This window comes from Ralstonia sp. PBBBR1 (assembly GCF_002256165.1).
Taxonomy (GTDB): domain Bacteria; phylum Pseudomonadota; class Gammaproteobacteria; order Burkholderiales; family Burkholderiaceae; genus Ralstonia; species Ralstonia thomasii.
On record NZ_NKIL01000007.1, the window covers coordinates 226287 to 250428 of the forward strand.

Annotated in this window: 24 protein-coding genes; 19 read left to right on the forward strand and 5 right to left on the reverse strand. The window is 65.1% G+C overall.

The window, feature by feature from the left end:
• Nucleotides 1–3 precede the first annotated feature (3 nt).
• A complete protein-coding gene (locus CFE42_RS14515; RefSeq protein ID WP_004628544.1) occupies nucleotides 4–981 on the forward strand; it encodes a 2-dehydropantoate 2-reductase in 978 nt (325 codons plus the stop codon).
• Nucleotides 982–994: 13 nt separating this feature from the next.
• Here the strand turns inward: CFE42_RS14515 and CFE42_RS14520 are convergent, their stop codons facing one another.
• Both CFE42_RS14520 and CFE42_RS14525 read right to left on the reverse strand, forming a co-directional pair.
• Nucleotides 995–1798 carry a tetratricopeptide repeat protein gene (locus CFE42_RS14520; protein WP_004628543.1) on the reverse strand — a complete coding sequence of 268 codons (804 nt, stop codon included), beginning with the start codon at nucleotides 1796–1798 and terminating at the stop codon, nucleotides 995–997.
• A gap of 13 nt (nucleotides 1799–1811) precedes the next feature.
• Nucleotides 1812–3866 (reverse strand): bifunctional 2',3'-cyclic-nucleotide 2'-phosphodiesterase/3'-nucleotidase, encoded by a 2055-nt coding sequence (locus tag CFE42_RS14525; protein WP_004628542.1) that lies wholly within the window; start codon nucleotides 3864–3866, stop codon nucleotides 1812–1814.
• A gap of 341 nt (nucleotides 3867–4207) precedes the next feature.
• Between CFE42_RS14525 and minC the strand changes: the two genes are divergently transcribed.
• Genes minC through minE form a run of 3 tightly spaced genes read left to right on the forward strand, consistent with a single transcriptional unit; the run spans nucleotide 4208 to nucleotide 6134 of the window.
• Nucleotides 4208–5002 (forward strand): septum site-determining protein MinC, encoded by a 795-nt coding sequence (gene minC / locus CFE42_RS14530; RefSeq protein WP_004628541.1) that lies wholly within the window; start codon nucleotides 4208–4210, stop codon nucleotides 5000–5002.
• Nucleotides 5003–5046: 44 nt separating this feature from the next.
• A complete protein-coding gene (gene minD, locus CFE42_RS14535; protein ID WP_004628539.1) occupies nucleotides 5047–5865 on the forward strand; it encodes a septum site-determining protein MinD in 819 nt (272 codons plus the stop codon).
• A gap of 14 nt (nucleotides 5866–5879) precedes the next feature.
• Nucleotides 5880–6134: a cell division topological specificity factor MinE gene (gene minE, locus CFE42_RS14540; RefSeq protein WP_004628536.1), complete on the forward strand. Its 255-nt coding sequence runs from the start codon at nucleotides 5880–5882 to the stop codon at nucleotides 6132–6134.
• Nucleotides 6135–6141: 7 nt separating this feature from the next.
• Here minE and CFE42_RS14545 read toward each other — a convergent pair whose 3' ends face one another.
• Nucleotides 6142–7374 carry a citrate synthase family protein gene (locus CFE42_RS14545; RefSeq protein ID WP_004628535.1) on the reverse strand — a complete coding sequence of 411 codons (1233 nt, stop codon included), beginning with the start codon at nucleotides 7372–7374 and terminating at the stop codon, nucleotides 6142–6144.
• Nucleotides 7375–7481: 107 nt separating this feature from the next.
• On the opposite strand from CFE42_RS14545, the gene CFE42_RS14550 reads away from it, so the two are divergent.
• From CFE42_RS14550 to ppk2, 3 genes are all read left to right on the forward strand, one after another.
• Nucleotides 7482–8915 (forward strand): CoA transferase, encoded by a 1434-nt coding sequence (locus tag CFE42_RS14550; protein WP_004628533.1) that lies wholly within the window; start codon nucleotides 7482–7484, stop codon nucleotides 8913–8915.
• 60 nt (nucleotides 8916–8975) lie between these two features.
• A complete protein-coding gene (locus CFE42_RS14555) occupies nucleotides 8976–9833 on the forward strand; it encodes a 23S rRNA (adenine(2030)-N(6))-methyltransferase RlmJ (RefSeq protein ID WP_004628531.1) in 858 nt (285 codons plus the stop codon).
• 140 nt (nucleotides 9834–9973) lie between these two features.
• Nucleotides 9974–10876: a polyphosphate kinase 2 gene (ppk2, locus tag CFE42_RS14560; RefSeq protein WP_004628529.1), complete on the forward strand. Its 903-nt coding sequence runs from the start codon at nucleotides 9974–9976 to the stop codon at nucleotides 10874–10876.
• A 229-nt stretch (nucleotides 10877–11105) separates the two neighbouring features.
• Here ppk2 and CFE42_RS14565 read toward each other — a convergent pair whose 3' ends face one another.
• Nucleotides 11106–11393: an acylphosphatase gene (locus CFE42_RS14565; protein WP_004628527.1), complete on the reverse strand. Its 288-nt coding sequence runs from the start codon at nucleotides 11391–11393 to the stop codon at nucleotides 11106–11108.
• Nucleotides 11394–11670: 277 nt separating this feature from the next.
• Here CFE42_RS14565 and CFE42_RS14570 point away from each other — a divergent pair, with 277 nt between their 5' ends.
• The 6 genes from CFE42_RS14570 to CFE42_RS14595 all read left to right on the forward strand — a co-directional run bounded on the left by CFE42_RS14570 (nucleotide 11671) and on the right by CFE42_RS14595 (nucleotide 19401).
• On the forward strand, nucleotides 11671–13455 hold the full coding sequence (locus CFE42_RS14570) for an ABC transporter permease subunit (protein ID WP_004628526.1): 1785 nt from the start codon (nucleotides 11671–11673) through the stop codon (nucleotides 13453–13455).
• Between the two features lie 76 nt (nucleotides 13456–13531).
• A complete protein-coding gene (locus CFE42_RS14575; protein ID WP_004628524.1) occupies nucleotides 13532–14905 on the forward strand; it encodes an AAA-associated domain-containing protein in 1374 nt (457 codons plus the stop codon).
• A gap of 190 nt (nucleotides 14906–15095) precedes the next feature.
• Nucleotides 15096–16058 (forward strand): mannuronate-specific alginate lyase, encoded by a 963-nt coding sequence (locus CFE42_RS14580; protein ID WP_004628523.1) that lies wholly within the window; start codon nucleotides 15096–15098, stop codon nucleotides 16056–16058.
• 77 nt (nucleotides 16059–16135) lie between these two features.
• Nucleotides 16136–17185 carry a dienelactone hydrolase family protein gene (locus CFE42_RS14585; RefSeq protein ID WP_004628521.1) on the forward strand — a complete coding sequence of 350 codons (1050 nt, stop codon included), beginning with the start codon at nucleotides 16136–16138 and terminating at the stop codon, nucleotides 17183–17185.
• Between the two features lie 54 nt (nucleotides 17186–17239).
• Entirely contained in the window at nucleotides 17240–18202 is a 963-nt protein-coding gene (locus tag CFE42_RS14590) for a chromate resistance protein ChrB domain-containing protein (protein WP_004628518.1), read from the forward strand.
• A 26-nt stretch (nucleotides 18203–18228) separates the two neighbouring features.
• Nucleotides 18229–19401, forward strand: a complete 1173-nt coding sequence (locus tag CFE42_RS14595) for a chromate transporter (protein WP_004628516.1) — start codon at nucleotides 18229–18231, stop codon at nucleotides 19399–19401.
• Nucleotides 19402–19423: 22 nt separating this feature from the next.
• On the opposite strand, the gene CFE42_RS14600 is transcribed toward CFE42_RS14595, so the two are convergent.
• Nucleotides 19424–19729, reverse strand: a complete 306-nt coding sequence (locus CFE42_RS14600; protein WP_004628515.1) for a hypothetical protein — start codon at nucleotides 19727–19729, stop codon at nucleotides 19424–19426.
• A gap of 232 nt (nucleotides 19730–19961) precedes the next feature.
• Here CFE42_RS14600 and CFE42_RS14605 point away from each other — a divergent pair, with 232 nt between their 5' ends.
• The 6 genes from CFE42_RS14605 (at nucleotide 19962) to CFE42_RS14630 (ending at nucleotide 24036) form a co-directional block, all read left to right on the forward strand.
• A complete protein-coding gene (locus tag CFE42_RS14605; RefSeq protein WP_004628512.1) occupies nucleotides 19962–20420 on the forward strand; it encodes a lysozyme inhibitor LprI family protein in 459 nt (152 codons plus the stop codon).
• Between the two features lie 485 nt (nucleotides 20421–20905).
• A complete protein-coding gene (locus CFE42_RS14610) occupies nucleotides 20906–21229 on the forward strand; it encodes a metalloregulator ArsR/SmtB family transcription factor (RefSeq protein ID WP_004628510.1) in 324 nt (107 codons plus the stop codon).
• Between the two features lie 12 nt (nucleotides 21230–21241).
• Nucleotides 21242–21730, forward strand: a complete 489-nt coding sequence (locus CFE42_RS14615; protein WP_004628509.1) for an ArsI/CadI family heavy metal resistance metalloenzyme — start codon at nucleotides 21242–21244, stop codon at nucleotides 21728–21730.
• A gap of 15 nt (nucleotides 21731–21745) precedes the next feature.
• Nucleotides 21746–22240, forward strand: coding sequence for an arsenate reductase ArsC (locus CFE42_RS14620; RefSeq protein ID WP_004628508.1), 495 nt, complete (start codon nucleotides 21746–21748; stop codon nucleotides 22238–22240).
• Between the two features lie 5 nt (nucleotides 22241–22245).
• Complete coding sequence (locus CFE42_RS14625; protein WP_004628507.1) at nucleotides 22246–22953, forward strand: MIP/aquaporin family protein; 708 nt, start codon at nucleotides 22246–22248, stop codon at nucleotides 22951–22953.
• A gap of 174 nt (nucleotides 22954–23127) precedes the next feature.
• A complete protein-coding gene (locus CFE42_RS14630) occupies nucleotides 23128–24036 on the forward strand; it encodes an alpha/beta hydrolase (protein WP_004628506.1) in 909 nt (302 codons plus the stop codon).
• Nucleotides 24037–24142 lie beyond the last annotated feature (106 nt).

A 24142-nucleotide genomic window follows, 5' to 3' on the forward strand; every position in this document is an offset into this window, starting at 1 on the left:
CACATGACACGCATTTGCATCGTGGGCGCCGGCGCTGTCGGCGGCTATCTTGGCGCGAAGCTCGCGCTGGCAGATCAACCGGTCAACGTGCTGGCACGCGGTGCGACGCTTCAGGCATTGCGAGCCGAAGGACTGCGCCTGACCGAAGAAGGCAATACACGGTCTGTGCCGGTGCACGCGAGTGACGACGCGCGCGCGTTCGGTGTGCAGGACGTCGTGATCGTTGCTGTAAAAGCTCCCGCCATGGAAAGCGTGGCGCAAGGCATTGCTCCGCTCATCGGCCCCGAGACCTGTGTGGTGGTGGCGATGAACGGCGTCCCATGGTGGTTCTTTGATCGGCACGGGCCGCTGGAAGGCCTGTGCCTGCAATCGGTGGATCCACACGGACGCATTGCGCAGGCCATTCCAACGAAGAACGTACTGGGTTGCGTGGTGCATCTGACGTGTTCAACGGCGGCACCAGGACACGTACGTCATGGGTTCGGTAAGCGATTGATTCTTGGCGAACCCGCAGGCGGCACCTCATCACGCCTGGATGCACTCGGTGCGCTCTTTGAACGCGCTGGTTTGCAGATCGAACGCAGCGAAGCCATTCAACGCGATATCTGGTTCAAGCTGTGGGGCAACATGACGATGAACCCGGTGTCGGTGCTCACGGGCGCGACGTGCGATCGCATTCTCGATGATCCACTGGTCAGCGCGTTTTGCCTCGGCGTCATGGAAGAGGCCAAAGCAATTGGTGCACGCATCGGCTGCCCGATCGAGCAGAGCGGCGAAGAACGCAGCGCGGTGACGCGTCAACTCGGCGCGTTCAAGACGTCGATGCTGCAGGATGCAGAGGCCGGACGCGGCCCGCTGGAGGTCGATGCGCTGGTGGCGTCGGTGCGGGAGATCGGTCAGCATGTGAGCGTGCCGACGCCGCAGATTGATGCCCTGCTGGGTCTGGTGCGCCTGCACGCCCAGACCCGCGGGCTTTACTGAAGAGAACGCCGTATCACGGCGCGAGCGCCGGATGCTTCAGCGCATGTGCCGTCTCAATCCACTGCTGGTGATACGCAGCATCGTCGCGCTTGAGACCGAGTTCGCCGTTCTGGTACGCCATCGCCAGGACCTGCACGGCTTCGGGCAATTCGTGTTCAGCCGCGTCCTGGTACAGCGCAAGCGCGCGGGCTTCGTCACGCGGCACGCCATCGCCGTCACGATACGCATTGGCCAGCATGAACATCGCTGCCGGAATCTCGTGGCGCGCCGCACGATCAAACCAGTGCGCAGCCTGCGTCGTGTCGATGGGCGTTCCGTAGCCGCTGCGATACATCACACCGAGGTAATACGCGGCTGCCGCGTCGCCCTTGTCAGCGGATTGACGCAGCAGGCGCAGCGCGCGCGGGTAGTCGCGTTCCACACCGCCGGTACCGAGCAGCAGCGCCTTGCCCAGCGATAACTGCGCACGTGGGTCGCTCGATGCAGCGGTTTCAAGCCAGCGCATCCCTTCGTTCCGCAAGGCGCCGTCGTGCGCGCTGAGCAAGGCTTCGCCCAACGCTGACTGCGCCGGCACGGAGCCGCTGCGTGCGCGCTGACACAATTGCTGCAGCGCCTCGGGCTCCATCGCTTGCACGACCATTGCGCGCCACGATTCCAGCTGCGTGGCATCGACGGCGGGTGCCTGGCGCGCATGCGACAGCCAACCGCCTGCCGCCACGATGATCGCCAGCGCCGCGGCCACGGTGAGCATCGGCACCGATTGTCGCGGAGATTCCATGGCCGGTGCACCCGCCCATGCGGAACGAAGAGATGGCATCGTCGGCTCCTGCTTACTGCGTCAGGTCGATCTGGTACACCGCCAAGCCCTTGCCCGAACCGTCATCCGCAGCCACCTGTGTGACGTTGGTGATGCCGGCGGCCGTGGCGCTGGCCAGCTTGTTGGGCGCAGACGTGAACTGCACCTGCGCCACCGAGCTCGCCAGCTTCGTGAAGCGCCAGCTGCGCTGCGAGCCGTTCGTCGCCCGCTTCACGCTGCCGATCTTCTTGATGTAGCTGATCAGCACGTCGCGGTTGGCATCGGGCGACGCATAGATCGTCTTGCTGCCGTCCAGGCCCGGGAAGTTGCCGCCGCCGCTTGCACGGTAGTTGTTGGTCGCCACGATGAACTGCGCTGCCGGGTCGAGCGCCACGCCCTTGTACATCAGGTTCTTGATGCGGCTGCCGACCGGTTGCGTGACGTCAATCTCATACGTCAGGTCCGGCGTGGTGAACATGTCGAAGTTGTAGCCCGGGAACGTGCTCACCAGCTTCTGCACCGTCGCCTGCGTCGGGTCGATGGTGTTGAAGCGCTTGGCTGCCGTTTCCAGCCAGTTCTTGATGTCGGAGCCCGCCACCTTCACGGCGTAGACCGTGTTCGGGTACAGATACAGGTCGGCCGCGTTGTTGATCGCCAGCGGGCCGGCCGCCACATCGGTGAAATCCGTACCGCCACCAAAGCCGCTCTTGAACGGCGCGCTCACCGACAGCACCGGCAGCGACGCGTACTGCGGCAGGTTCGCCTGAACGTACGCCGACACGTAGTCAGCCTGTGCCTGGTTCACGATCTCGATCGCACCCGGATCGCCCACGTCGGCAAAGTACGTGCTCATGTTGAAGTCGGTGCTGCCCACCGGCGTCTTCACGTAGTTGATCGTCGCCTGGTGTTCGGTGGCGATGGCGGCCGAGACCGTCGGGTCGGCCGCTACGTACGTCTTGTCGGCGTTCTGAATCGAGCGCGCTTCCACCGTGGTCTGCGTCTTGTCCACGGCCCAGTTCGTGCCGTTGAACGTCAGGCCCAGCTTGATCACACCCAGGTGCTTGCCCCAGTAGTTGGCCATTACAGTCGGCACGCCGTTCACGGTGCCGGCCACCTTGTCCACACCCGGCAGGTTGAACTGGCTGACCGTGCTCTTTGCATCCGGGAAGAGCTGGTGCGAGTGGCCGATCAACATGGCGTCGATGCCCGGCACGGTGGACAGCCACCAGCTGCCGTTTTCCATCGTCGGCGAATACGTCGAGTTATCCAGCCCGCCGTGCGAAATCGCGACCACAAGGTCGGCGCCCTTCGCGCGCATTTCCGGGATGTACTTGGCCGCCGTTTCCTTGATGCCGACGGTGTAGACCTTGCCGTCGAGCCAGCGCTTGTCCCAGCTCGTGATGGTGGGCGGCGTAAAGCTGATGATGCCGACCTTGACCGGCGCGCTGATCGTGCTGCCGTCCGGCGCCGTGGCGGTCACCGTCTTGGTGATGATCGTGTACGGCTGGAAAAACGGCGCATTGGACTTTGCGCTCATCACGTTGGCCAGCACCTGCGGGAAGGCCGGGCCCGCGCATTTCTGCTGCGTGGCCGGGTCGGGCAGGCCATCGACGTTGAACGTATTGCCCGTGACCTGCGACAGATACGGCAGGCCATAGTTGAACTCGTGGTTCCCGATACCGCCGCCGTCGTACTTGGCGGCGTTCATTACCTTGTAGATCGCCAGCGTCTGGTCGCAGGTGATGGGGCTCACCATGGCCTGGTAATCCGACAGCGCGGTGCCCTGGATGGTGTCGCCGTTGTCCAGCAGCAGCGTATTCGGGAATTGCGTGCGCGCCTGATTGATGAGCGTCGCCACGCGCTCGAAGCCGAGCGAATTGTCGGCAGCAAGCTTGAAGTAGTCGTACGACAGCACGTTGGTGTGCAGGTCGGTCGTTTCCAGCACGGCCAGCGTGGCCTTGGTGCCCGCGGGGGCAGCGCTGCCGGCAGGCGTGGTCGGAGTATCGTCGCTGCCACCACAGGCAGCCAGCGACATCGACAAGAAAACAGCAAGCGGCAACGCCGCCGAACACAATGGTCGGACTCGCATGAACTTCTCCCTGAAGTCTATTTTTGGTATGCGAACTACGGACTGCGGAATGCGATTGCTGCTGAAGCGAATGACAAGCAGACGCGCACGCAAAACCGGGGGAACCGTTTGCGCAATGCGAGAGGACAACAGACTGGACCGGGGGGCTCAGGAGCGAAGAAGTATCGAAAGCGCGCATGACGATGCCGTGACCGTCGGATGACATTTGCGCGTGGCGCCCGCCATGCGGAGATCGGCGCCGGCTGTGCGTCTCAGCCGGGTGGCCGATCGGCGGCTTCAAAAAATTCAAGGCGCTTCGTCAACAACGTTAGAATGAGCCCATTTTTCCGCGTAGCCGTTCTATGTCCCAGAAGAAAGCGCCGCTGTTCGAGATCCGCAGCGGCACCGTCGATGCCCTGCTGCTGTCGCCGCGCACCGCCGACATGGACGCCCTGGCCGCCGAACTCACGCGACGCTTTGCCGACACGCCGGAGTTTTTCTCCAACGACGTCATCGCCATCGATGTGCGCCGCCTGGCGGAAGACGAGCGCCTGCCCATCGACCGTTTGGTGGAGACCCTGACCGCGCTGCGCGCCCGCGCGATCGGCGTGGTTGCCAGCCCCGAACAGGCCGGGTGGGCCCAAGCCTTTGGCCTTCCGCTGCTCGATAGCCACGGCCGCCGCCCGCGTGGCGGAAATGACGCCAAAGATGCCGACCGCAATGACGCGCAGGACGCACAGGATGCGCCCGAGCACGCCCAGGCCGCTGAAGCCTCCGCCTCCACTTCCGCTATTCCTCCCGCCGATGCCGCGGCTATGCAGCCCGGCACGATGATCGTCGATCGCCCGCTGCGTTCGGGCCAGCGCATCTATGCGCGCGGCGACCTCGTCGTGCTCGATCTGGTGAGCGACGGCGCCGAGGTGATCGCCGAGGGCAACATCTACGTGTATGCCTCGCTGCGCGGCCGTGCGCTGGCAGGTGTGAAGGGCAACCTGGAAGCGCGCATCTTCTGCACGTGCCTGGAGCCCCAACTGATTTCCATCGCCGGCATCTACCGCACCGGCGAAACCCCGTGGCCCGACGCCTACGCCAGCAAGCCTGCGCAGGTCCGGCTCGCGGACAACACGCTGGTTTTCGAACCGTTGCGGATGAAGTGACGCACCCCGTGCGCCGAGCGATTTAACTTACAGAGTTACGAGCCATGACCAAGATCATCGTAGTCACCTCCGGCAAGGGCGGCGTCGGCAAGACGACCACCAGTGCGGCGTTTTCCGCCGGCCTTGCGCTGCGCGGCCACAAGACCGCCGTCATCGACTTCGACGTCGGCCTGCGCAACCTCGACCTCATCATGGGCTGCGAGCGCCGCGTGGTGTATGACCTGATCAACGTGATCCACGGCGAGGCCAACCTGAACCAGGCCCTCATCAAGGACAAGAAGTGCGAAAACCTCTTCATCCTCCCCGCCTCGCAGACGCGCGACAAAGACGCGCTCACGCGTGAAGGCGTCGAGAAGGTGATCGAAGGCCTGAAGGAAATGGGCTTCGAATATATCGTCTGCGATTCGCCGGCCGGTATCGAGTCGGGTGCGCTGATGGCGATGTACTTTGCCGACGAGGCCATCGTGGTGACGAACCCGGAAGTCTCTTCCGTGCGTGACTCCGATCGCATCCTCGGCATCCTGTCGTCCAAATCCCGCCGCGCGGTGGAAGGCAAGGAGCCGATCAAGGAACACCTGCTGCTCACGCGCTACAACCCGAAGCGCGTGTCCGAAGGCGAGATGCTGTCGCTGACCGACATCCAGGAAATCCTGCGCATCAAGCTGATTGGCGTGATTCCGGAATCGGAAGCTGTGCTACAGGCGTCCAACCAGGGCACGCCCGCCATCCACATCGAAGGCTCCGACGTGGCGAATGCCTACCACGACGTGATCGATCGCTTCCTGGGCAAGGAGAAGGAGCTGCGCTACGTCGAATACAACAAGCCGGGCTTCCTGCAGCGCCTGTTCGGCGGCGGAAAATAAGGAGACGCACATCCATGTCGATTCTGTCTTTCCTGCTGGGCGAGAAGAAGAAGACTGCAAGCGTTGCCAAAGAGCGCCTGCAGATCATCCTCGCCCATGAACGCACCGCCAGCGGTGCGCCCGCCGACTACCTGCCCGCGCTGCAACGCGAACTGGTGGCCGTGATCTCGAAGTACGTGAAGATCGGCAACGACGACATCAAGGTCAACCTCGAGCGCCAGGACAACCTGGAAGTGCTTGAGGTGAAGATCGAGATTCCGCAGGCCTGATTGCGCTTCAGCGCACACGAATGATGCGGCCCGCCGGTGCCTCCGGCGCGGCCGGCATCGGCCCCACATAGGCGGCTCTCGGGCGGATCAACTGCCCCGCCGCGCGCTGCTCCAGCGCGTGCGCAATCCAACCGGCCGTACGGCCCGCAGCAAACAGGCCAAAGCCTGAACCCTCCGGTAGCCCCAGCACGCGGCGGGTCGCCACCAGCGCGAAATCCACCGATGGCCCATCGCCCGTCAACCCGGCCACGGCGTCCATCACCGTTTGCAGCCGCTTGCGCACCGCGCCCGTCTTCGGCAAGTGCGCCAGGATTGCACCCGCGCGAGGGTCGGCCTGGCGATACAGCGGGTGGCCAAAGCCCGGCAGCGCATCGCCGCGATCCAGCCGGCGGCGCAGTGCCGTTGCCACGGAGCGCTCGCTTTCCAGCTCGCTCAGCAAGGCCTCCACACGCGCCGTGGTGCCGCCATGCCGGCCACCCGTGAGTGCAGCCAGCCCCGCACTGACCACCGCGCCCAGGCTGGCGCCGGTCGATGCGACAACGCGCGCCGCAAAGCTCGAAGCATTGAGTTCGTGATCGGCGCATAGCACCAGCGCGACGCGGATGGCCTCGGCGGCGTGCGCGTCAAGGTTCCATGCCTGCTGACATTGCAGATGCACGGGTGCGGTGTCTGGCTTGCGGCCGAGCATCGCGGCAAACACCACGCGGAGGAGGGCACCGGCATCGCGCGCCGTGCGTGCGGAATCCTGGCGCCACGCAGCTTCGTCGAGTGCCGGCAAGGCAAGCGTGCACAGCGCCATGCAGCGTTGGCGGATGTCCGCGTCTGCCAACGGCGTGAGCGCCGCGTACCAGCTCTTCGGCAACACCGGCGCGGGCGCGTTGAAGGCTGCGGCTTCTTCGTATTGCCACAGGTGCGCCGCAACGGCCTCTAGCGTGGCCCGTTCGGCCAATTCCACAGCAGGCGTGCCGCGGTAGAACAACTGCCCGTGATCGATCAATGTGATGGCCGATTCCATGACCGGCAGGCCCCAGTCCAGCGCATGGCGTACCACCTGTCGCGGGCGCCGTCCGCCGGAACGCTGATCGGCGAGCCGGGCCACATCGGCCTCGCGGTAGCGGCTGCCGCGGCCGTCGGGCGAAAGGTATGCCGCCAGCAGCCCGCGGCTCACATAGGCGTACAGCGTGGGGCGCGAGATGTGCAAGCGCTCGGCGGCATCGGCGGCATTGAGGTAGGTGGTCATCGGGCCGGATGAAGTGGGCGGCAATCGAGGTTGATCAGTCTAGTCAATGTTGACGCTATCTGCGGTGCGGGACTGTAATGGGCGCACCTTCTTTGCGGAGCCCCGCCATGCCGTCACCTGTTGCTGATGTGGTCGATCCTTCCCCGCAGACTGTCAGCCCCGCCGGCGCGCTCAGTCAGTTGTGGACCGTGCTGGGCCAGCCGGCGGATGCGTTGTCGCGCGCGACGCTCACGGGCACGGAGCCGGCGCTGCCGTCGTCGTTTGCCGTGGGCACGCTCGCGCAGAGCACCATCGCTGCCGCCGCGCTGGCAGCGGCGCAGGTCGATACGTTGCGCAGCGGGCGGCAGCAGACGGTGTCAGTCGACATGCAGCACGCTGCGCTGGAATTCCGCTCCGAGCGCTATTTCCGGGTCGATGGCCAGTTGCCGCCCGAACCCTGGGACAAGATCGCCGGGCTCTACCGCTGTGGCGATGGCCGCTGGGTGCGCCTGCACACCAACTTTCCGCATCACCGTGACGGCGTGCTGAAGTTGCTCGGCTGCGCGTATGACCGGGACGCCGTGGCCGCCGCGCTGAACCAATGGAAGGCCGAAGCGTTTGAAGAGGCGGCGGCGCAGGCGGGCATGGTCGTGACGGCCGCACGCACATTTGAAGAATGGGATGCGCACCCCCAAGGCATTGCCGTGGCGGGGCAGCCGCTGCTGACGATCGAGCGTATCGGCGATGCGCCGCCGCAGCCGCTGCCTGAACATGCCGACGGCCGCCCGCTCTCCGGCGTGCGCGTGCTTGACCTCACGCGCGTGATTGCCGGACCCGTCTGTGGCCGGACGCTGGCGGCGCATGGGGCCGACGTGCTGCTCGTGACAGCGCCGCATCTGCCCGCCATTCCGCCGCTGGTGATCGACACCGGGCGTGGCAAGCGCTCCGCGCAGCTTGACCTGCGCGATGCGGCCGCGGCCGCGCAACTCCGCACGCTGCTGCGCGACGCCGATATCTTCGTGCAGGGGTATCGGCCCGGGGGCCTGGCTGCGCTGCAGTTTGGTCCCGAGCAGGTGGCGGCCCTGCGCCCGGGCATCGTCTACGTGAGCCTGTGCGCGTACGGCTATGACGGCCCGTGGGCCAATCGCCGAGGCTTCGATTCGCTCGTGCAGACCGCCAGCGGCTTCAACTGGGCCGAAGCGCAGGCCGCCGGAGAGGCCAAGCCACGGCCCCTGCCCGCTCAGGCGCTGGACCACGGTGCCGGCTACCTGATGGCCGCCGGCGCCATGACGGCGCTCGCACGCCGCATGACTGAAGGCGGAAGCTGGCATGTGCGTGTGTCGCTCGCGCAGACGGCGCATTGGCTGCGCAGCTTCGGCCGCATGGCCAACGGGTTCGATGCGGCCGACCCGCGCTATGAAGAGATCGGTGCGTACCTGGAAACGTCGCCGTCGGGTTTTGGCGCGCTCACGGCGCTGCGGCACGCGGGGCAGCTTTCCGACACGCCGCCGCACTGGACGCTGCCCAGCGTGCCGCTGGGGACGCATCCCGCGCGGTGGTAGCATTCGCGCCTACCGTTTTCTCCGCCCGCGCCTGATACTCCGGGCGCACATGGCCCGCCGATGCTCAGTTACCGCCACGCCTTCCACGCCGGCAATCACGCCGATGTCCTCAAGCACGCCGTGCTTGTGCAGATGCTCGATTACCTCACGCAGAAGGACAAGCCGTTCTGGTACATCGACACGCACGCCGGTGCCGGCCTCTACGCGCTGGACCACGAATGGGCGCAGAAGAAGGCCGAATTCGATACCGGCATCGGCCCTTTGTGGCGCGCGGCCGCAGGCGGCGAAACGCTGCCGCCGCTGCTCGATGCCTACCTCGACCAGGTGCGCGAACTGAACCCGAACGGCGAACTCAGGCACTACCCTGGCTCGCCGTGGCTGGCGTGGCAGATGCTGCGCGACGCCGATCGCCTGCGCCTCTTCGAGCTGCACAGCTCCGAAATCAAGGTGCTGTCCAACAACTTCCGCGGTGCAGGCCGCAAGGTCATGCTGTACGACGGCGATGGTTTTGCCGGCATCAAGGCGATCCTGCCGCCGCCGCCGCGCCGTGCGCTGGTGCTGATCGATCCGTCCTTCGAAGACAAGCAGGATTACGCCCGCACCGTGCAATCGCTGCAAGACAGCCTGCAGCGCTTTGCGACCGGCATGTATGCGGTCTGGTATCCGCTCGTGCAGCGGCGCGAAGCCGCGCAATTTCCCTCGCGCCTGAAGCAGCTGCGACCGGCGGACTGGCTGCACGTTACGCTCACCGTGAAGCATCCGGTTGAGGGTGGCCTAGGCTTGCACGGCAGCGGCATGTTCATCGTCAACCCGCCGTGGACGCTGAAGGCGCAACTGCAGGAAGCCATGCCCACGCTGGTGCGCCTGCTCGGCCAGGACGACGGCGCCAAGTTCATGCTGGAAGGCGAATCCAGTTAAGCCTTCGGGCGGCGTGACGCCCGCATGTCACTCCCCTGCCACGTGCCCGTGCTACCTAGTCGGGCTTAGACTTGTACTGCGTTGCCCAAGCGCGGCGCCCCTCTCGGCAATATCCGCAAGATCGGCAGGAGCAACACACCATGAGCGAACGCGACGCAGCCCGGCAGGCGCGCCTGCAGGAAGACCTCCTCGACACGCTTGATGAAGAGCTGGAGATGGAAATCGACGACCACCTGCTCGGCGGGGGCGAAGGCATCAGCGATGAAGCGCGCGAAACCCGGCGCATGTACTTCCGCGAGCTGTTCCGCCTGCAAGGCGAACTCGTCAAGCTGCAGGACTGGGTGATCGAGACCGGCCACCGGCTGGTGGTGATCTTCGAAGGGCGCGATGCCGCCGGCAAAGGCGGCGCCATCAAACGCATCACGCAACGGCTGAACCCGCGCGTGTGCCGCGTGGCCGCGCTGCCGGCGCCCACCAACCGCGAACGCACGCAGTGGTACTTCCAGCGCTACGTGGCGCACCTGCCCGCCGCCGGCGAGATCGTCCTGTTCGACCGCAGCTGGTACAACCGCGCCGGCGTCGAGCGCGTGATGGGCTTCTGCACCGACGAGGAATACGAAGAGTTTTTCCGCTCCGTGCCCGAGTTCGAAAAGATGCTGGCACGCTCCGGCATCCAGATCGTCAAGTACTGGTTCTCGGTCACAGACGAAGAGCAGGAAGTGCGGTTCCAAAGCCGCATCGACGATCCGCTCAAGCAGTGGAAGCTCAGCCCGATGGATCTGGAAAGCCGCCGCCGCTGGGAAGCCTATACGCGTGCCAAGGAAGTGATGCTCGAGCGATCGCACATTCCCGAATCGCCGTGGTGGGTGGTGCTGGCCGACGACAAGAAGCGCGCCCGCCTGAACTGCATCCACCATCTGCTGGGCCAGGTGCCTTACCACCCGGTGCCGCATTCGCCGGTGCTGTTGCCCGAGCGCGTGCACCATGCGGAGTACATCCGCCACCCGGTGCCGGAAGAGATGATCGTGCCGAACGTGTACTGATCAGCCGGTACCTCCGTCAGCGAAAGAAAGGGCGGCCTGCGCGGTCGCCCTTTTTCCGTCAATGCGCGTTCAGACGTTCAGAAGAGCGCGCGGAACAGCCAGTGCAAGCCGCCTGCCAGCGCGATCGATGCGGGCAACGCCACCCAGGCTGCGTGCGGTTTTCATTGCGTCCTGGAGCCATTGGCTGCCCTCGTTTCGTGTCGACTCCGTGTCCGTTGATTGCCCAAAATTACACCGTCGGGCGGATCTCAAAACCCGGTACGGGCGCCTCATGATCGCCCGTGATTACGTCCAGTTGCGTGACCTGGGCGCTGTCCGGCCCTTCCCACATCCATTCCCGCATGCTCAGCACATTGGCCTCGGGGCCGGCCAGGAAGGCCTCGACGGCGCCGTCGGGGCGATTGCGTACCCAGCCGCGCAGGCCCAGCAGGCGGGCGCGCTGGACACACGCGGCGCGATAGCCCACGCCCTGCACACGGCCCTGTACGGTAATGATCACTTGCGCAATGACGGCCATGGCGGGTCTCCGAAGCAACCGGGCGATGTGTTGGATAAAACATGACAAACCGGCGCTGTCGTATCTCTGTCACATTTCTGGAATGTGACGTCGTCAGACTGACAACCGCGCGGCGGGCTCTGACGTTACGCAAGGTAAACTAGGCGGCTTGCCGCCGGGTGCCAAGCAACGCTTTCGCAAAGCACCGCGCCCAGCCCCGCACGGCCATGTATTGCGCCTCGGCCCAGGCCTTGAGGCGCCCAAATTTCGTCCGCGGTTTCCGTCCCGGTTATCCAAGATGCAGCAGAACGACAACGAAACCACCATCCGGGGCCGCTTGGGTACCACCTTCGGTACCAACCTTGGCGTCAATTTCGGCAACCTGCTGACGGCGCCGCCCAACCGGTTTGACCTGGCGCTGCTGCCGATCATCCTGGCCGCCATCGTGCTCGTGGCGTATGCCGCCAAGCAGATGAACGTGCCCTACACGCCCGGCGAACATCTGGACGTCAGCCTCGACGTCATTGAATTGCCTTATTACCTGCTGCGCACCAGCATCCGGATGCTGCTGGCGCTGGGCGCGTCGCTGGCGTTCTCGTTCGCGTTTGCGGCCATCGCCTCCAAGAACCGCACGGCCGAGAAGGTGATGGTCCCGGCGCTGGACATCCTGCAATCGATTCCAGTGCTGGGTTTCCTGTCGATCACGGTCACGGGCTTCATTGCGCTGTTTCCGGGCAACCTGGTGGGCGTGGAGTGCGCGGCCATCTTCGCCATCTTCACGTCGCAGGCGTGGAACATGGCGTTCTCGTTGTACCAATCGTTTCGCACCATCCCGATTGACCTGGAAGAGGCGGCCACGGTGTTCCGCCTGTCGAAGTGGCAGCGGTTCTGGCGCCTGGAAGTGCCGTTCGCCATGCCGGGCCTGCTGTGGAACATGATGATGTCGATGTCGGGCGGCTGGTTCTTCGTGGTCGCGTCGGAAGCCATCTCGGTGTCGGGCCACGACATCAAGCTGCCGGGCATCGGTTCGTACATCTCACTGGCGATCCAGCAGCAGAACCTGCCGGCCATCGGCTGGGCCATCCTGGCGATGCTGATCGGCATCATCCTGTACGACCAGCTGCTGTTCCGCCCGCTGATTGCCTGGGCGGACCGTTTCCGCTTCGACGCGATGTCGTCGGAGCGCGAGCCGCAATCGTGGCTGCTTGACCTGCTGCGCCGCTCCGAGTGGGTCAAGGCGCTGCTTGAGCGCACCGCCGCGCTGGCCGAGCGCACGCTTTCCTGGGGTGCCGAGCGCACGCGCCCCACCGCGGCCGGCGGCAACGGATTCCTGCCGCGCTTCCCGTGGTCGCACCGCGTGGCCGATGTGATCATCATCCTGGCCGCGCTGGTGGCGGTGGCGCATGTGCTGCAGTTCGTGCGCTCCGAGGTGGGCTGGGCCGAGGTCGGCCACGTCTTCTGGCTCGGCTTCCTGACCATGGTGCGCGTGATCCTGCTGATTGCGCTGGCTGCGCTGGTCTGGGTGCCGATCGGCATCCGCATCGGCCTGAACCCGAACGTGGCCCGCATCGCCCAGCCGGTGGCGCAGTTCCTGGCGGCGTTCCCGGCCAACCTGATGTTCCCGCTGGCGGTGATGCTGATCGCGCGCTTCGCGCTCAACCCCGAGATCTGGTTGAGCCCGCTGATGATTTTCGGCACGCAGTGGTACATCCTGTTCAATGTGATTGCCGGCGCGTCGGCCATCCCGACCGAACTCAAACTGGCCGCCCGCAACTTCGGCCTGCGCGGCTGGCTGCTGTGGAAGCGCTTCCTCATCCCCGCGGTGTTCCCCAACCTGCTCACGGGTCTGGTGACGGCCGCCGGCGGCTCATGGAACGCCAGCATCGTCTCCGAATACGTGTCCTGGGGTGATCGCACGCTGGTGGCAACGGGCCTGGGCAGCTACATCGCCGAGATGACGGCCAAGGGCGACTTCCCGCGCATTGCGCTCGGGATTGCCGTGATGAGCCTGTTCGTGGTCGGCTTCAACCGGCTGCTGTGGAACCGCCTGTACGACATCGCCCAAGAGCGCACCCGCCTGTAAGAACAGGCTCATGATCCTACTGCGCACCCCGATCTTGAGCGCGTTCTAAGACGACCTTATTTAGCTGAGAACACACATGGTTACCACCAGCACCCATAGCCCGAGCGCTGAAAGCGTCATGGAGCTGCGCGGCGTCTCGAAGATCTTCCGCACCGCAGACCACACCGACCGTGCCGTGCTCGAAGGCCTGGACCTCAACCTGCGCCAGGGCGAGATCGTCGCCATGCTCGGCAAGTCGGGCTCGGGCAAATCGACGTTGCTGCGCATCATGGCGGGCCTGGTGCGCGCCGATCGCGGCCAGGTGCTGTTTCGCGGGCGCGAGTACAGCGGCCCTGTGCAGGGCATTGCGATGGTGTTCCAGTCGTTTGCGCTGTTCCCGTGGCTGACGGTGCAGCAAAACGTGGAGCTGGGCCTGGAAGCGCAAGGTGTGCCCAAGGCCGAGCGTGAGGAGCGGGCCGAACAGGCCATCGACCTGATCGGCCTGTCGGGCTTCAACAGCGCCCTGCCGCGCGAACTCTCGGGCGGCATGCGCCAGCGAGTGGGCATTGCGCGCGCGCTGGTGACCGAACCCGACCTGCTGCTGATGGACGAAGCGTTCTCGGCGCTCGACGTGCTGACCGGCGAAAACCTGCGCGACGAAATGCTCGACCTGTGGGAAGACCGCCGCACCAATATCAAGAGCATCCTGATCGTCTCGCACAACATTGAAGAGGCGGTGATGATGGCGGACCGCATCGTCATCCTCTCGAGCGATCCGGGGCGCATCCGCGCCGAGGTGCGCGTGCCGTTCCCGCGCCCCCGCAACCGAGATTCCGCCGCGGTGCGCAACCTTATCGACGAAGTGTATGGGCTGATGACATCGCCGGAGCGCGTGGGCGTGCATGTGGGCGTGGAGCCCGCTGCCGAGCAGCTTGCCTACCGCCTACCCGATGCCGAGATCGGCCAGATGGAGGCCATCCTGGACCTGCTGGTCGAAGCGCCGTTCAACGGCCGCGCCGACCTGCCACACCTGGCAGAAGAAGCCGGCGTGACCGACGACGACCTGCTGCCCGCCTGCGAAGCGCTGGCGCTGCTGCAACTGGCCACCATCGAGCGCGGCGACATCATCGTCACGCCGTTCGGCAAGACCTACATGGAAACCGAACCGCCCGAGCGCAAGGTGCTGTTCGGCCAGAAGCTGCTGGAACGCGTGGCCCTGGCCGCGCACATCCGCGCCGAGTTGGAAGCCAACGAAGACGGCGAGATCCGCGAAGAGCATGTGCTGCGCGAGCTGGAGGCGTACCTCAAGCCCGAAGAAGCCGAGCGCGTGCTCAAGATCGGCATCGAATGGGGCCGCTACGGCGAGGTGTACGAGTACGTGTACAACACCGGCATGCTCACCCTGCCCCGTGAAGAGCGCGAGGAACGCGAAGAGCGTGAGGCGCAGGAAGGTGGAGACAACGCAGCGTAAGTGCGCGTTGCTGCTGATGTCAGAAGAGCCGCTCGATGCGGCTCTTTTTCATAGTCGCTACCGTTTGTAACCCCGTCAACGCCACCGCGAACCACGCCGTTTTGCGTGTGCGGGCATCGACTCTCGCAAGCCCGCCCGCTCCGGTCTTCCCCCGTCTGCCTTCCTTTGCCGCCCCGCCCCGGAGGTTGAAATGCGTCGCGCTTACCTTCGAACGTTGTTCGCTCTTTCGCTGGCCGTCGGCGCAGGCTTCGGCTTGGTGCATGCGGCCCGCGCCTGTGAGATTCCCGCACCCGTCCAGACGATCGATCCCCTCGGCTTTTACGACGACGCAGCCGGCTACGCGCGCGACGTAAAACCGATGCGCAATTCCATCGCGCAACTCAACGCATCAGCCGACAAGGGCGATTGGACGTGCGTGCTGAGCCAGCTTCGAACCTGGGCCGATGCCGATGCACTGATGGGCACGATTTCCGGCTATCAGGGCCACTACGAGCGGTCGTGGGCCGGAACGGATTTCGCCATGGTGCTGCTGCGCATGCCGAGCGACATTCGCAAGCGCAACCAGGCGCAGCTCGATGCCATCACACCGTGGCTCGAACGCATTGCGATCGCCACCCGCAACGCCGAGGCGATCAATCATCTGCACAACAACCTGGTGTACTGGGCCGGCCTCAACCTGATTGCCATCGGCACCGCAACCGACAACAGCGACCTGATCAACTCCGGACTCCTGCGCATTCGCGAGGGCATCCGCGATATCGGCCCGGACGGCGCGCTCGCACGCGAGGTCAAGCGCGGGGACCGTGCGCTGCACTACCACACGTTCGCGCTCATTCCGCTGGTGTTTGCGGCGGAGCTGGTGCAGCGACGCCATATCGATCTGTACCGGGAGAACGGCCACGCCATCGGCCGCCTGGCGAACCTTGTGATCAATGCGGTGGTTGACCCGGCGAGCTTCGAAAAAATCACGCCGATCAAGCAGGCGCTGTTTCCATGGACCCTCCAGGATGAGTTGTGCTGGATGGAGCCCTACTACGCCCACGTGCGAGACCCGAGGCTGCCTGCGTTGATTGCGCCGCGCCGCCCATTCTCTGAATGGAGGCTCGGCGGCAACGTTACGGCGGCGTGGGGCGCCGAGCTGCCCGGCCATTGAGAGGGGCCGGTGTTGTGTGGAATCCCGCTACCCACAAGCGCACAATCACCACCTCCGCCCCACCGCCAGGATCCCTCATGAGAAGGCTCTCGACCGTCGGCTTGTTGCGCCGCCTGTTCCGCGTTGTTTCCGTCATGGCGCTGATCTCCGCGCCCGCATCGGCGCAGCAAATCGTCAGCGATCTCTCGGCACAACCCACCGGCCGCATCCACTTCAACAGCGTCACCCCCAAGAGCAAATGGGAGCTGGTGCATCGCAAGTTCGACAAGACGCCCACGCCCGTCTGGGGCACGTTGTACCTGCCCGAGAACCTGCAGGGCCCGGTGCCAGCGATGGTGATCTCGCACGGCTCGGCCGGGCCGCAGCAGAAAGACGTCGACCGGTGGGTGCGGCTGTTCAACCAGATCGGCATGGCCGCGTTCGTGGTGGATTCGTTTGGCCCACGCGGCATTGCCAATACGATGGACAACCAATCGCAGTTGAACCCCGCCGCCAACGACGCCGATGCCCTGTTCGCGCTCAAGCTGCTGAGCACCGACCCGCGGATCGACCCGAAGCGCATCGGCCAGATCGGGTTCTCGCGCGGCGGCGGTGTGTCACTGGACATGACGCTCGACGCGTTCCGTAAAGGCGTCATCGATGACGACACGCGGTTTGCAGCGCTCATCGGCTTCTACCCCGGGTGCTCGGCGCTCTGGTGGGAGATCCCGCCGCCACCGCTGACCGGCGCCCCGCTGATGCTCGCGCTGGGCGAGAAAGACGACTACACGCCCGCGCAGTTCTGCCGCAACGCCGCGGAGATCATGCAGCGTGATGGGCAGACCGTGGAGGTGCACGTGTACCCCGGCGCGTATCACGACTTCGACAACACGCGTGCGTACTTCAAGTACTTCCCAGGTGCGACTACGGCGCGCGATTGCCCGCAGACCCTGATCGACGTGCAGCACGATGCGTACTACCGGCTGCCAGGCGGCGAGAAGTACGCCAACCTCCAGGCCATGCAGGCCGACTACACGCGCTGCACCACCCGGGGTGTCTCCACTGGCGCCAACCTGGAGCAAGCCAAACGCGGCGAGGCCGACGTCAACACGTTCCTGGTGAAAGCCATGGGCCTGTCGCTGCGCTAATGTAGCAATCTCTACAACATTGCAGCGGTTGTGACGCACACCTATGCTGCCGTCATGACCGCCTCCCCCGATTCCTGGTTGTTGCTGATCGTCAGCCTACCCACTGCCCGAGCCACCGCGCGCATGCGTATCTGGCGCGCCATCAAGGCCATCGGCTGTGCGGCGTTGCGCGATGGCGTCTACCTGCTGCCTGCGCGTGCCGAGCATGCGGCACAGCTCAACAAGCTGGCAGACGAGACGCTGCAGGAAGACGGCCAGGCATGGGTGCTGCGCGTGCAAGCCGGCGATGCGGCGGAAGACGCGGCCTACCGCGCCCTGTTCGACCGCACGCCAGACTACGCCGAATGGCTGGCCGAGCTGTCTGAGGCGCGCAAGACGCTCCCCGACCTGCCCACCGCCGAGCGCAACCGGCTTCTGCGCCGCCATGCCCGCGCCTATGAGGCCATCCGCAAGATCGACTTTTTCTCCAATGAAGCGACCGTGCGTGCCGATGCGCAATGGCGCGACTTTGCTGCGGCGGCCGAAGCCACACACTCGCCGGGCGAACCGCGTGCCGCGGCGGGCGGCATCCCCCGGCGTGATCCCACGCAGCACCAGGGCCGCCTGTGGGCAACCCGCCGGCACCTGTGGGTGGACCGCGTTGCCAGCGCCTGGCTCATCCAGCGCTTCATCGACCCGCACGCCCGGTTCCTGTGGCTCGACAGCCCGGCCGATTGCCCAGCAGAAGCGCTAGGTTTCGACTTTGACGGTGCCACCTTTACGCATGTTGGCGAGCGCGTTTCGTTCGAGGTGCTCATCGCCAGCTTTGGGCTCGATGACAACCCGGGGCTCGCGCGGCTGGGCGCCATGGTGCATGCGCTCGACGTGGGGGGCGCGGCCACGCCTGAAGCCGGCGGGTTCGAAGCGATCCTGGCGGGCGCCCGCAAACGGCTGGCAGATGACGATGCGTTGCTCGCAGAGATCGGCACCGTGCTCGACTCGCTGTACGTGCATTTTTCCGGCAGCCGGAAACCCTGACGGCTTTCACCCATGACAGGCAACTCATGAACCTTGCTCCCGAACGCCCCACCTACACGCTGCGGCAACTATTGCTGTATTTCCTGCGGCTTGGCGCGCTCGGCTTTGGCGGCCCCGTTGCGCTGGCAGGCTACATGCGCCGCGACCTGGTGGACACCCGGCAGTGGATCACCGAGGCCGACTACAAGGAAGGCCTCGCGCTCGCCCAACTCGCGCCGGGGCCGTTGGCGGCGCAACTGGCCATCTACCTGGGCTACGTGCACTACCGCATCGTGGGCGCCACGCTGGTCGGCATTGCGTTCGTGCTGCCTTCATTCCTGATGGTGGTGGCGCTGGGCTGGGCTTATGTGCGCTTTGGCGGGCTGACCTGGATGCAATCGGTGTTCTATGGCGTGGGTGCCGCAGTGATCGGCATCATCGCCATCAGCGCGCACAAGCTCACCACCAAGAGCGTCGGCAAGGACAAGCTGCTGTGGGCCGTCTACCTGTTGCTGGCGGCGGTGACGGTCGTGACTGAATCCGAGGTGGCGTGGCTGTTTGTGGCGGCGGGTGTGCTGGTGTGGTTCTGGCGCGCCCCGCCCCGGTGGCTGCGCCAGGGGCGCATGAACGCGGTGGCCGCCGCCCCGGTTGCCGCGGCCAGCGGCATGCTGGGCACGCTCGACTGGCCGCTGCTCTCGCAGCTTGGCGCGTTTTTCGCCAAGGCCGGCGCGTTCGTGTTTGGCTCGGGGCTGGCCATCGTGCCGTTCCTCTACGGCGGCGTGGTCACGGAGCATCACTGGCTCAACGAAAAGCAGTTCGTCGACGCGGTGGCCGTGGCGATGATCACGCCCGGCCCGGTGGTCATCACCGTCGGCTTTATCGGCTACCTGGTGGCGGGCCTGCCCGGCGCATGCGTGGCTGCGCTTGGCACGTTTCTGCCCTGCTACCTCTTCACCATTCTGCCGGCGCCGTACTTCAAGAAATACGGCAAGCTGCCAGCCATCCTTGCTTTTGTCGATGGCGTAACAGCAGCGGCCGTGGGCGCCATTACTGGCGCGGTGATCGTGCTGGCCAAGCGCTCCATCGTCGATGTGCCGACGGCGCTGCTGGCCGTGGCGACGGTGTTGCTGCTGGTGAAGTTCAAGAAGCTACCCGAGCCGGTGATCGTGGCGGGGGCAGCGTTGCTTGGCTTGGGGCTGTATCCGCTGCTGCATCGATGACACAACGCGCCCGGGCGTGACCTCATTTCCACTGGGTGCCGATCTCCGCCAACCCCGCCTTTTGCAGGTCCTCGGCACTCATCGCAATACGGAACTCGCAGTCTGCGTTGAACAGCAGAAACCACGGCTCGGCCAACGCTGGTATGTGCGAGGCCGATTCCACATTCACGATGAGCACCGCGCCGCGGTGGCCGCTCTGCTCGGTGAAGTAGACAGCTTCGGGCTTGCACTCGGCCATCACGCGCGGAATCAACTCGGCGATGGAGCCATCGCGCACATAAGTGTTGAAGGGTTCGTGCGGAATCCGCACGTTGACGAGCATGCGCATGGTTTGCCTCCTGGATGATGGCCAGGGCAAGCGCCGCGACAAAGCCGCCACGGCCGCGCATGGCCGAACACCGTAGGTATAGAACGGGCGCCGCGTTCGCGTTATCAGCCTTTGGCTAGGCGAGATGGCCTAGAGGCCAGGATGAGGGCACGCAGCATCCACGCCCTGTGCGGCACGGGAAGACTTTTCCTACCATGGCAACCACCCCGCCGTAAAAACGATGAGGTATGCAATGGCCCTTCCCACGCACACCCGCCAGACCTGCCCAACACACGATCCCGCCGCCCAGCGTATGCGCGGGGTCGTACGTACGCTATTCCTTGCGGCCGCGCTGCTGCCCCTGGCCGCCTCGGCTGCCGACCCCATCGATGACGCGCTGGAGCAATGCCTGAAGACCCCGCGCGGCGAGACCACGGCCGGCATGACCGAGTGCACGCACACCGCCTACCAAGCCTACGACCGGCAGATGAACACGCTATATCAGGCCGTGATGCGCAAGTCCGACCCCGTATCGCGCGAGGCCATCCGCAACGCGCAGCGTGCGTGGCTCGCCTATCGAAATGCCCAGAAGGCGGCCGACAACGCGCCGTGGCGGGCAGACAGCGGCTCGATGGCGAGCCCCGATATCGAAGGGCTGAACGTCGAGGCAATCCGGGCGCGCATTGCGGAGTTGGAGTACTACCCGCACTAGTCGGGCGTCAAGAACTCCGCTGTGGATAACTCACCCTCCCCCTGTGAATAACTCCAGGGACAAGCGTGTTGGTTCTCCGGGGTCAGCAGGCAGACAGCACGGGAACAACTTCCCACCGGGTCGACAGGGTCAGACGCGATGCCCCCGACTCATCCACGCGAAAGCACACGCTGTCCGGTGGGTTGTCCGTTCTGCAAGCCGTTGATACCAAAGCGGTTTTGCTGCTTATCCACAGGACTTATCCACCGTTATCTACTACTACTATCTGTATACATAAAGAAGTAAACCGATAAACCCTCTGTCGGGCATCGAGCCCGTGGCTGGGTTGTGGGTAAAGCCGCCTGCAGGGCAGGCCATGGGTGATGCAGCCACCGAACGCCTCCGCCCAATCTCTCGCGCAATAGCGTCAAGTGCCTCCCAAGTTGTTCCCGACATCAAGGGCTGCTCGTCTTGCTGCCGCCATATATTTCGAATATATTGGAAATATGGAAGAAAACGACGCTATACGATCCCTCGCCGCGCTGGCCCATGGAATTCGCCTGCAAGTGTTTCGCATGCTGGTAGTTGCGGGGCCGACAGGTCTGACTCCGGGCGCGATTGCCGAACAGCTCGACGTGCCGGGCGCCACGCTGTCATTCCACCTCAAGGAGCTGACAGCCGCGCGCCTGGTGACGCAGGAGCGCGACGGCCGCAACCTGATCTACCGCGCGGCTTATGACCACATGAACGCCCTGCTGGGCTTCCTGACGGCCAACTGCTGCCAGGGCGAAGCCTGCCTGGAAGCCAACGCCGCCGCCTGCAAATGCTGAAGGAGCATCCCCATGAAACGATTCCACGTCCATGTCCACGTTGACGACCTGAGCAAGAGCATCGCCTTCTACTCCAAGCTGTTTGCAGCTGAGCCGACGCGTGTGGAGACCGACTACGCCAAGTGGATGCTGGATGACCCGCGCATCAACTTCGCCATCTCGACGCGTGGCAGCGCCGCGGGCGTGGACCATCTTGGCTTTCAAGTCGATGACGCTGCCGAGCTGGCCGAACTGAAGGCCCGCGCCGAAGCCGCAGACATGGCCCTATTGGATGAAGGCGAAACCACCTGCTGCTATGCCCGTAGCGACAAGCACTGGATTACCGACCCCCAGGGCATCGCCTGGGAACACTTCCATTCGCTCGGCAACATCCCGGTATTCAGCGAAGACAAGAAGGAAGAAGCCGCGACGGAAAGTTCTGCCTGTTGCGCACCGCGTGCCCCGAAAGGCAAGCCGATCGGTATCGCAGTGAAATCAGACGCCGGCTCATCCTGCTGCTGACAGCGAATCGAACCCATGACCACCAACGTCCTCATCCTCTGCACCCACAACTCCGCACGCAGCGTGCTGAGCGAAGGCATGCTCAACCACTGGGCCAAACAGCTCGGCAAAGACGTGCGCGCCTACAGCGCCGGCAGCGCACCGAGCGGACGCCTCAACCCGTTCGCCCTGGAAGCCCTCACCAACGCAGGCATCGACACCACCGGCTACCGCAGCAAGAGCTGGGACGAATTCGTGGGCGACGGCGCCCCGCAGATGCGCATCGTCATCACCGTATGCGACAGCGCCGCAGCGGAAACCTGCCCCTACTGGCCCGGCAGTCCCGTGAAGGTGCATTGGGGCTATGCCGACCCCTCAAATGCCACGGGCGGTGACGAAGGCAAGCGCCAGGCCTTTGAGCTGACACGCCAGGCCATCGGCTACCGCATGCTGCAGTTGCTGGCCCTGCCGCTGGACACGCTCAGCAACGCCGAGCTGCAGGCCGCGCTGGAACGCATTGCACAGGCCTGAGCACCATGGTCGAACTGCGTAGCCGGCTCACCGCCGAAGCCCTGGGTACAGCATTGCTGCTGGCCATCGTGATCGGCTCCGGGATCATGGCCGAGCGCCTGGCGGGCGGAAACGTCGCCATCGCGTTGCTCGCCAACACAGCCGCCACGGTGGGCGGCCTCTACGTCCTGATCGAAGCCTTGGGGCCCGTCAGCGGCGCGCACTTCAATCCGGTGGTCAGCGCGGTCATGGCGGCCCGTGGCGAGCTGCCCGGCGCTGCCCTGCTGCCGTACATCGTTGCGCAAATGACGGGCGCGGTGCTGGGCGCATGGCTCGCGCACGCCATGTTCGACATGAGCCTCCTGCAGTTGTCCACCAAGGTGCGCAGCGGCACGGGGCAGTGGATTGCCGAGGCGGTGGCTACCGCCGGCCTGCTGCTCGTCATCCTGCGGGCGCCCAACGGGCGGGCCGCGTCGATGGTGGCGGCGTACATCGGCGCGGCGTACTGGTTCACGGCGTCGACGTCGTTCGCCAACCCGGCGGCCGCGTTCGGGCGCATGTTCAGCAACAGCTTTGCCGGCATCGCGCCTGGCAGCGTGCCGGGGTTTGTGCTGGCCGAATGCGCGGGCGCCGGGCTTGGCGTGCTGCTGCACAGCCTGCTTGAGCCGCGCTTTGCCGCAAGCGGCCATCCCAACGTCATCGAATCGTCGGGCGAGCATCCGCCGCAGACGTAACCCCGAGGCGCCAGCGCGCGCCTCCCACCCCTCTTGTTCACGCTTGCGCCCCGCGTGGCGCGTACTACTCTTGACGAGGCCCGGCATCGCGCGTTTCCGACGGTGTATGGCCCGATCTGCAGGCTGCTTTCCCCCGTCCCGGCCAGCCCCCGCTCCCCCCAAGAGAGAACAGCCATGCGAAAACTGTTTGCAGCCGTCGCGCTCATGCTGGCCATGACGCCCCTAGTGCAGGCGCAGGTAAAGCTCTATCCGCCGAGCTTTCGGCACCAGAACATCCAGACCGACGGCGCGACGCTGTTTGTGCGCGTGGGCGGCAGTGGCCCGGCGGTGGTGTTGCTGCACGGCTTTGGCGACACGGGCGACATGTGGGCGCCGCTGGCAGCCGAGCTGGCACGCACGCATACCGTGGTGGTGCCGGATCTGCGCGGCATGGGGTTGTCGTCGCACCCTGAAGGCGGCTACGACAAGCGCACCCAGGCCGGCGACATCCGCGCGGTGCTCACCAAGCTGAACATCGACCAGGCCGATGTGGTCGGCCACGACATCGGCACCATGGTGGCGTTTGCCTATGCAGCGCGCTATCCGGACAAGACCACGCGGCTGGTCGTAATGGACGCCCCCGTGCCGGGCGTGCCGCCGTGGGAACAGATCGTCCGCTCGCCCAAGCTGTGGCACTTCTCGTTCGGCGGCCCCGATGCCGAGCGGCTGGTCAAAGGCCGCGAGCGCATCTACCTCGACCGCTTCTGGAATGAGTTTGCCGGCAACCCCTCCAAGATCGACGAAGCCACCCGCGTCCACTACGCCCGCCTTTACGCCAAACCGGGCGCCATGCATTCAGCGTTTGCGCAATTCCTGTCGATTCCGCAAGACGCGGAAGACAACCAGAAATCCATCGCCACCAAGCTGCCCATGCCGGTGCTCGCCATCGGCGGCGCCAAGTCGTTTGGCGAAAACGAGGCCATCGTCATGCGCAACGCCGCCACCAACGTGCAGGCGCTGGTGATTCCGGATGCGGGGCATTGGTTGATGGAGGAGCAGACGCAGGCTACGGTGGGTGCGGTTGTTAAATTTCTGGCGCAGTAGCGTCGGTCTTCCTCATTGGTCTTTCAACGCATCTCAACGAAAGGAGTCTCCAATGCAGCCAGTCGTCCGAGTCTCGATTCTTCGGTGTGCGCCAGACAAGTTCGCT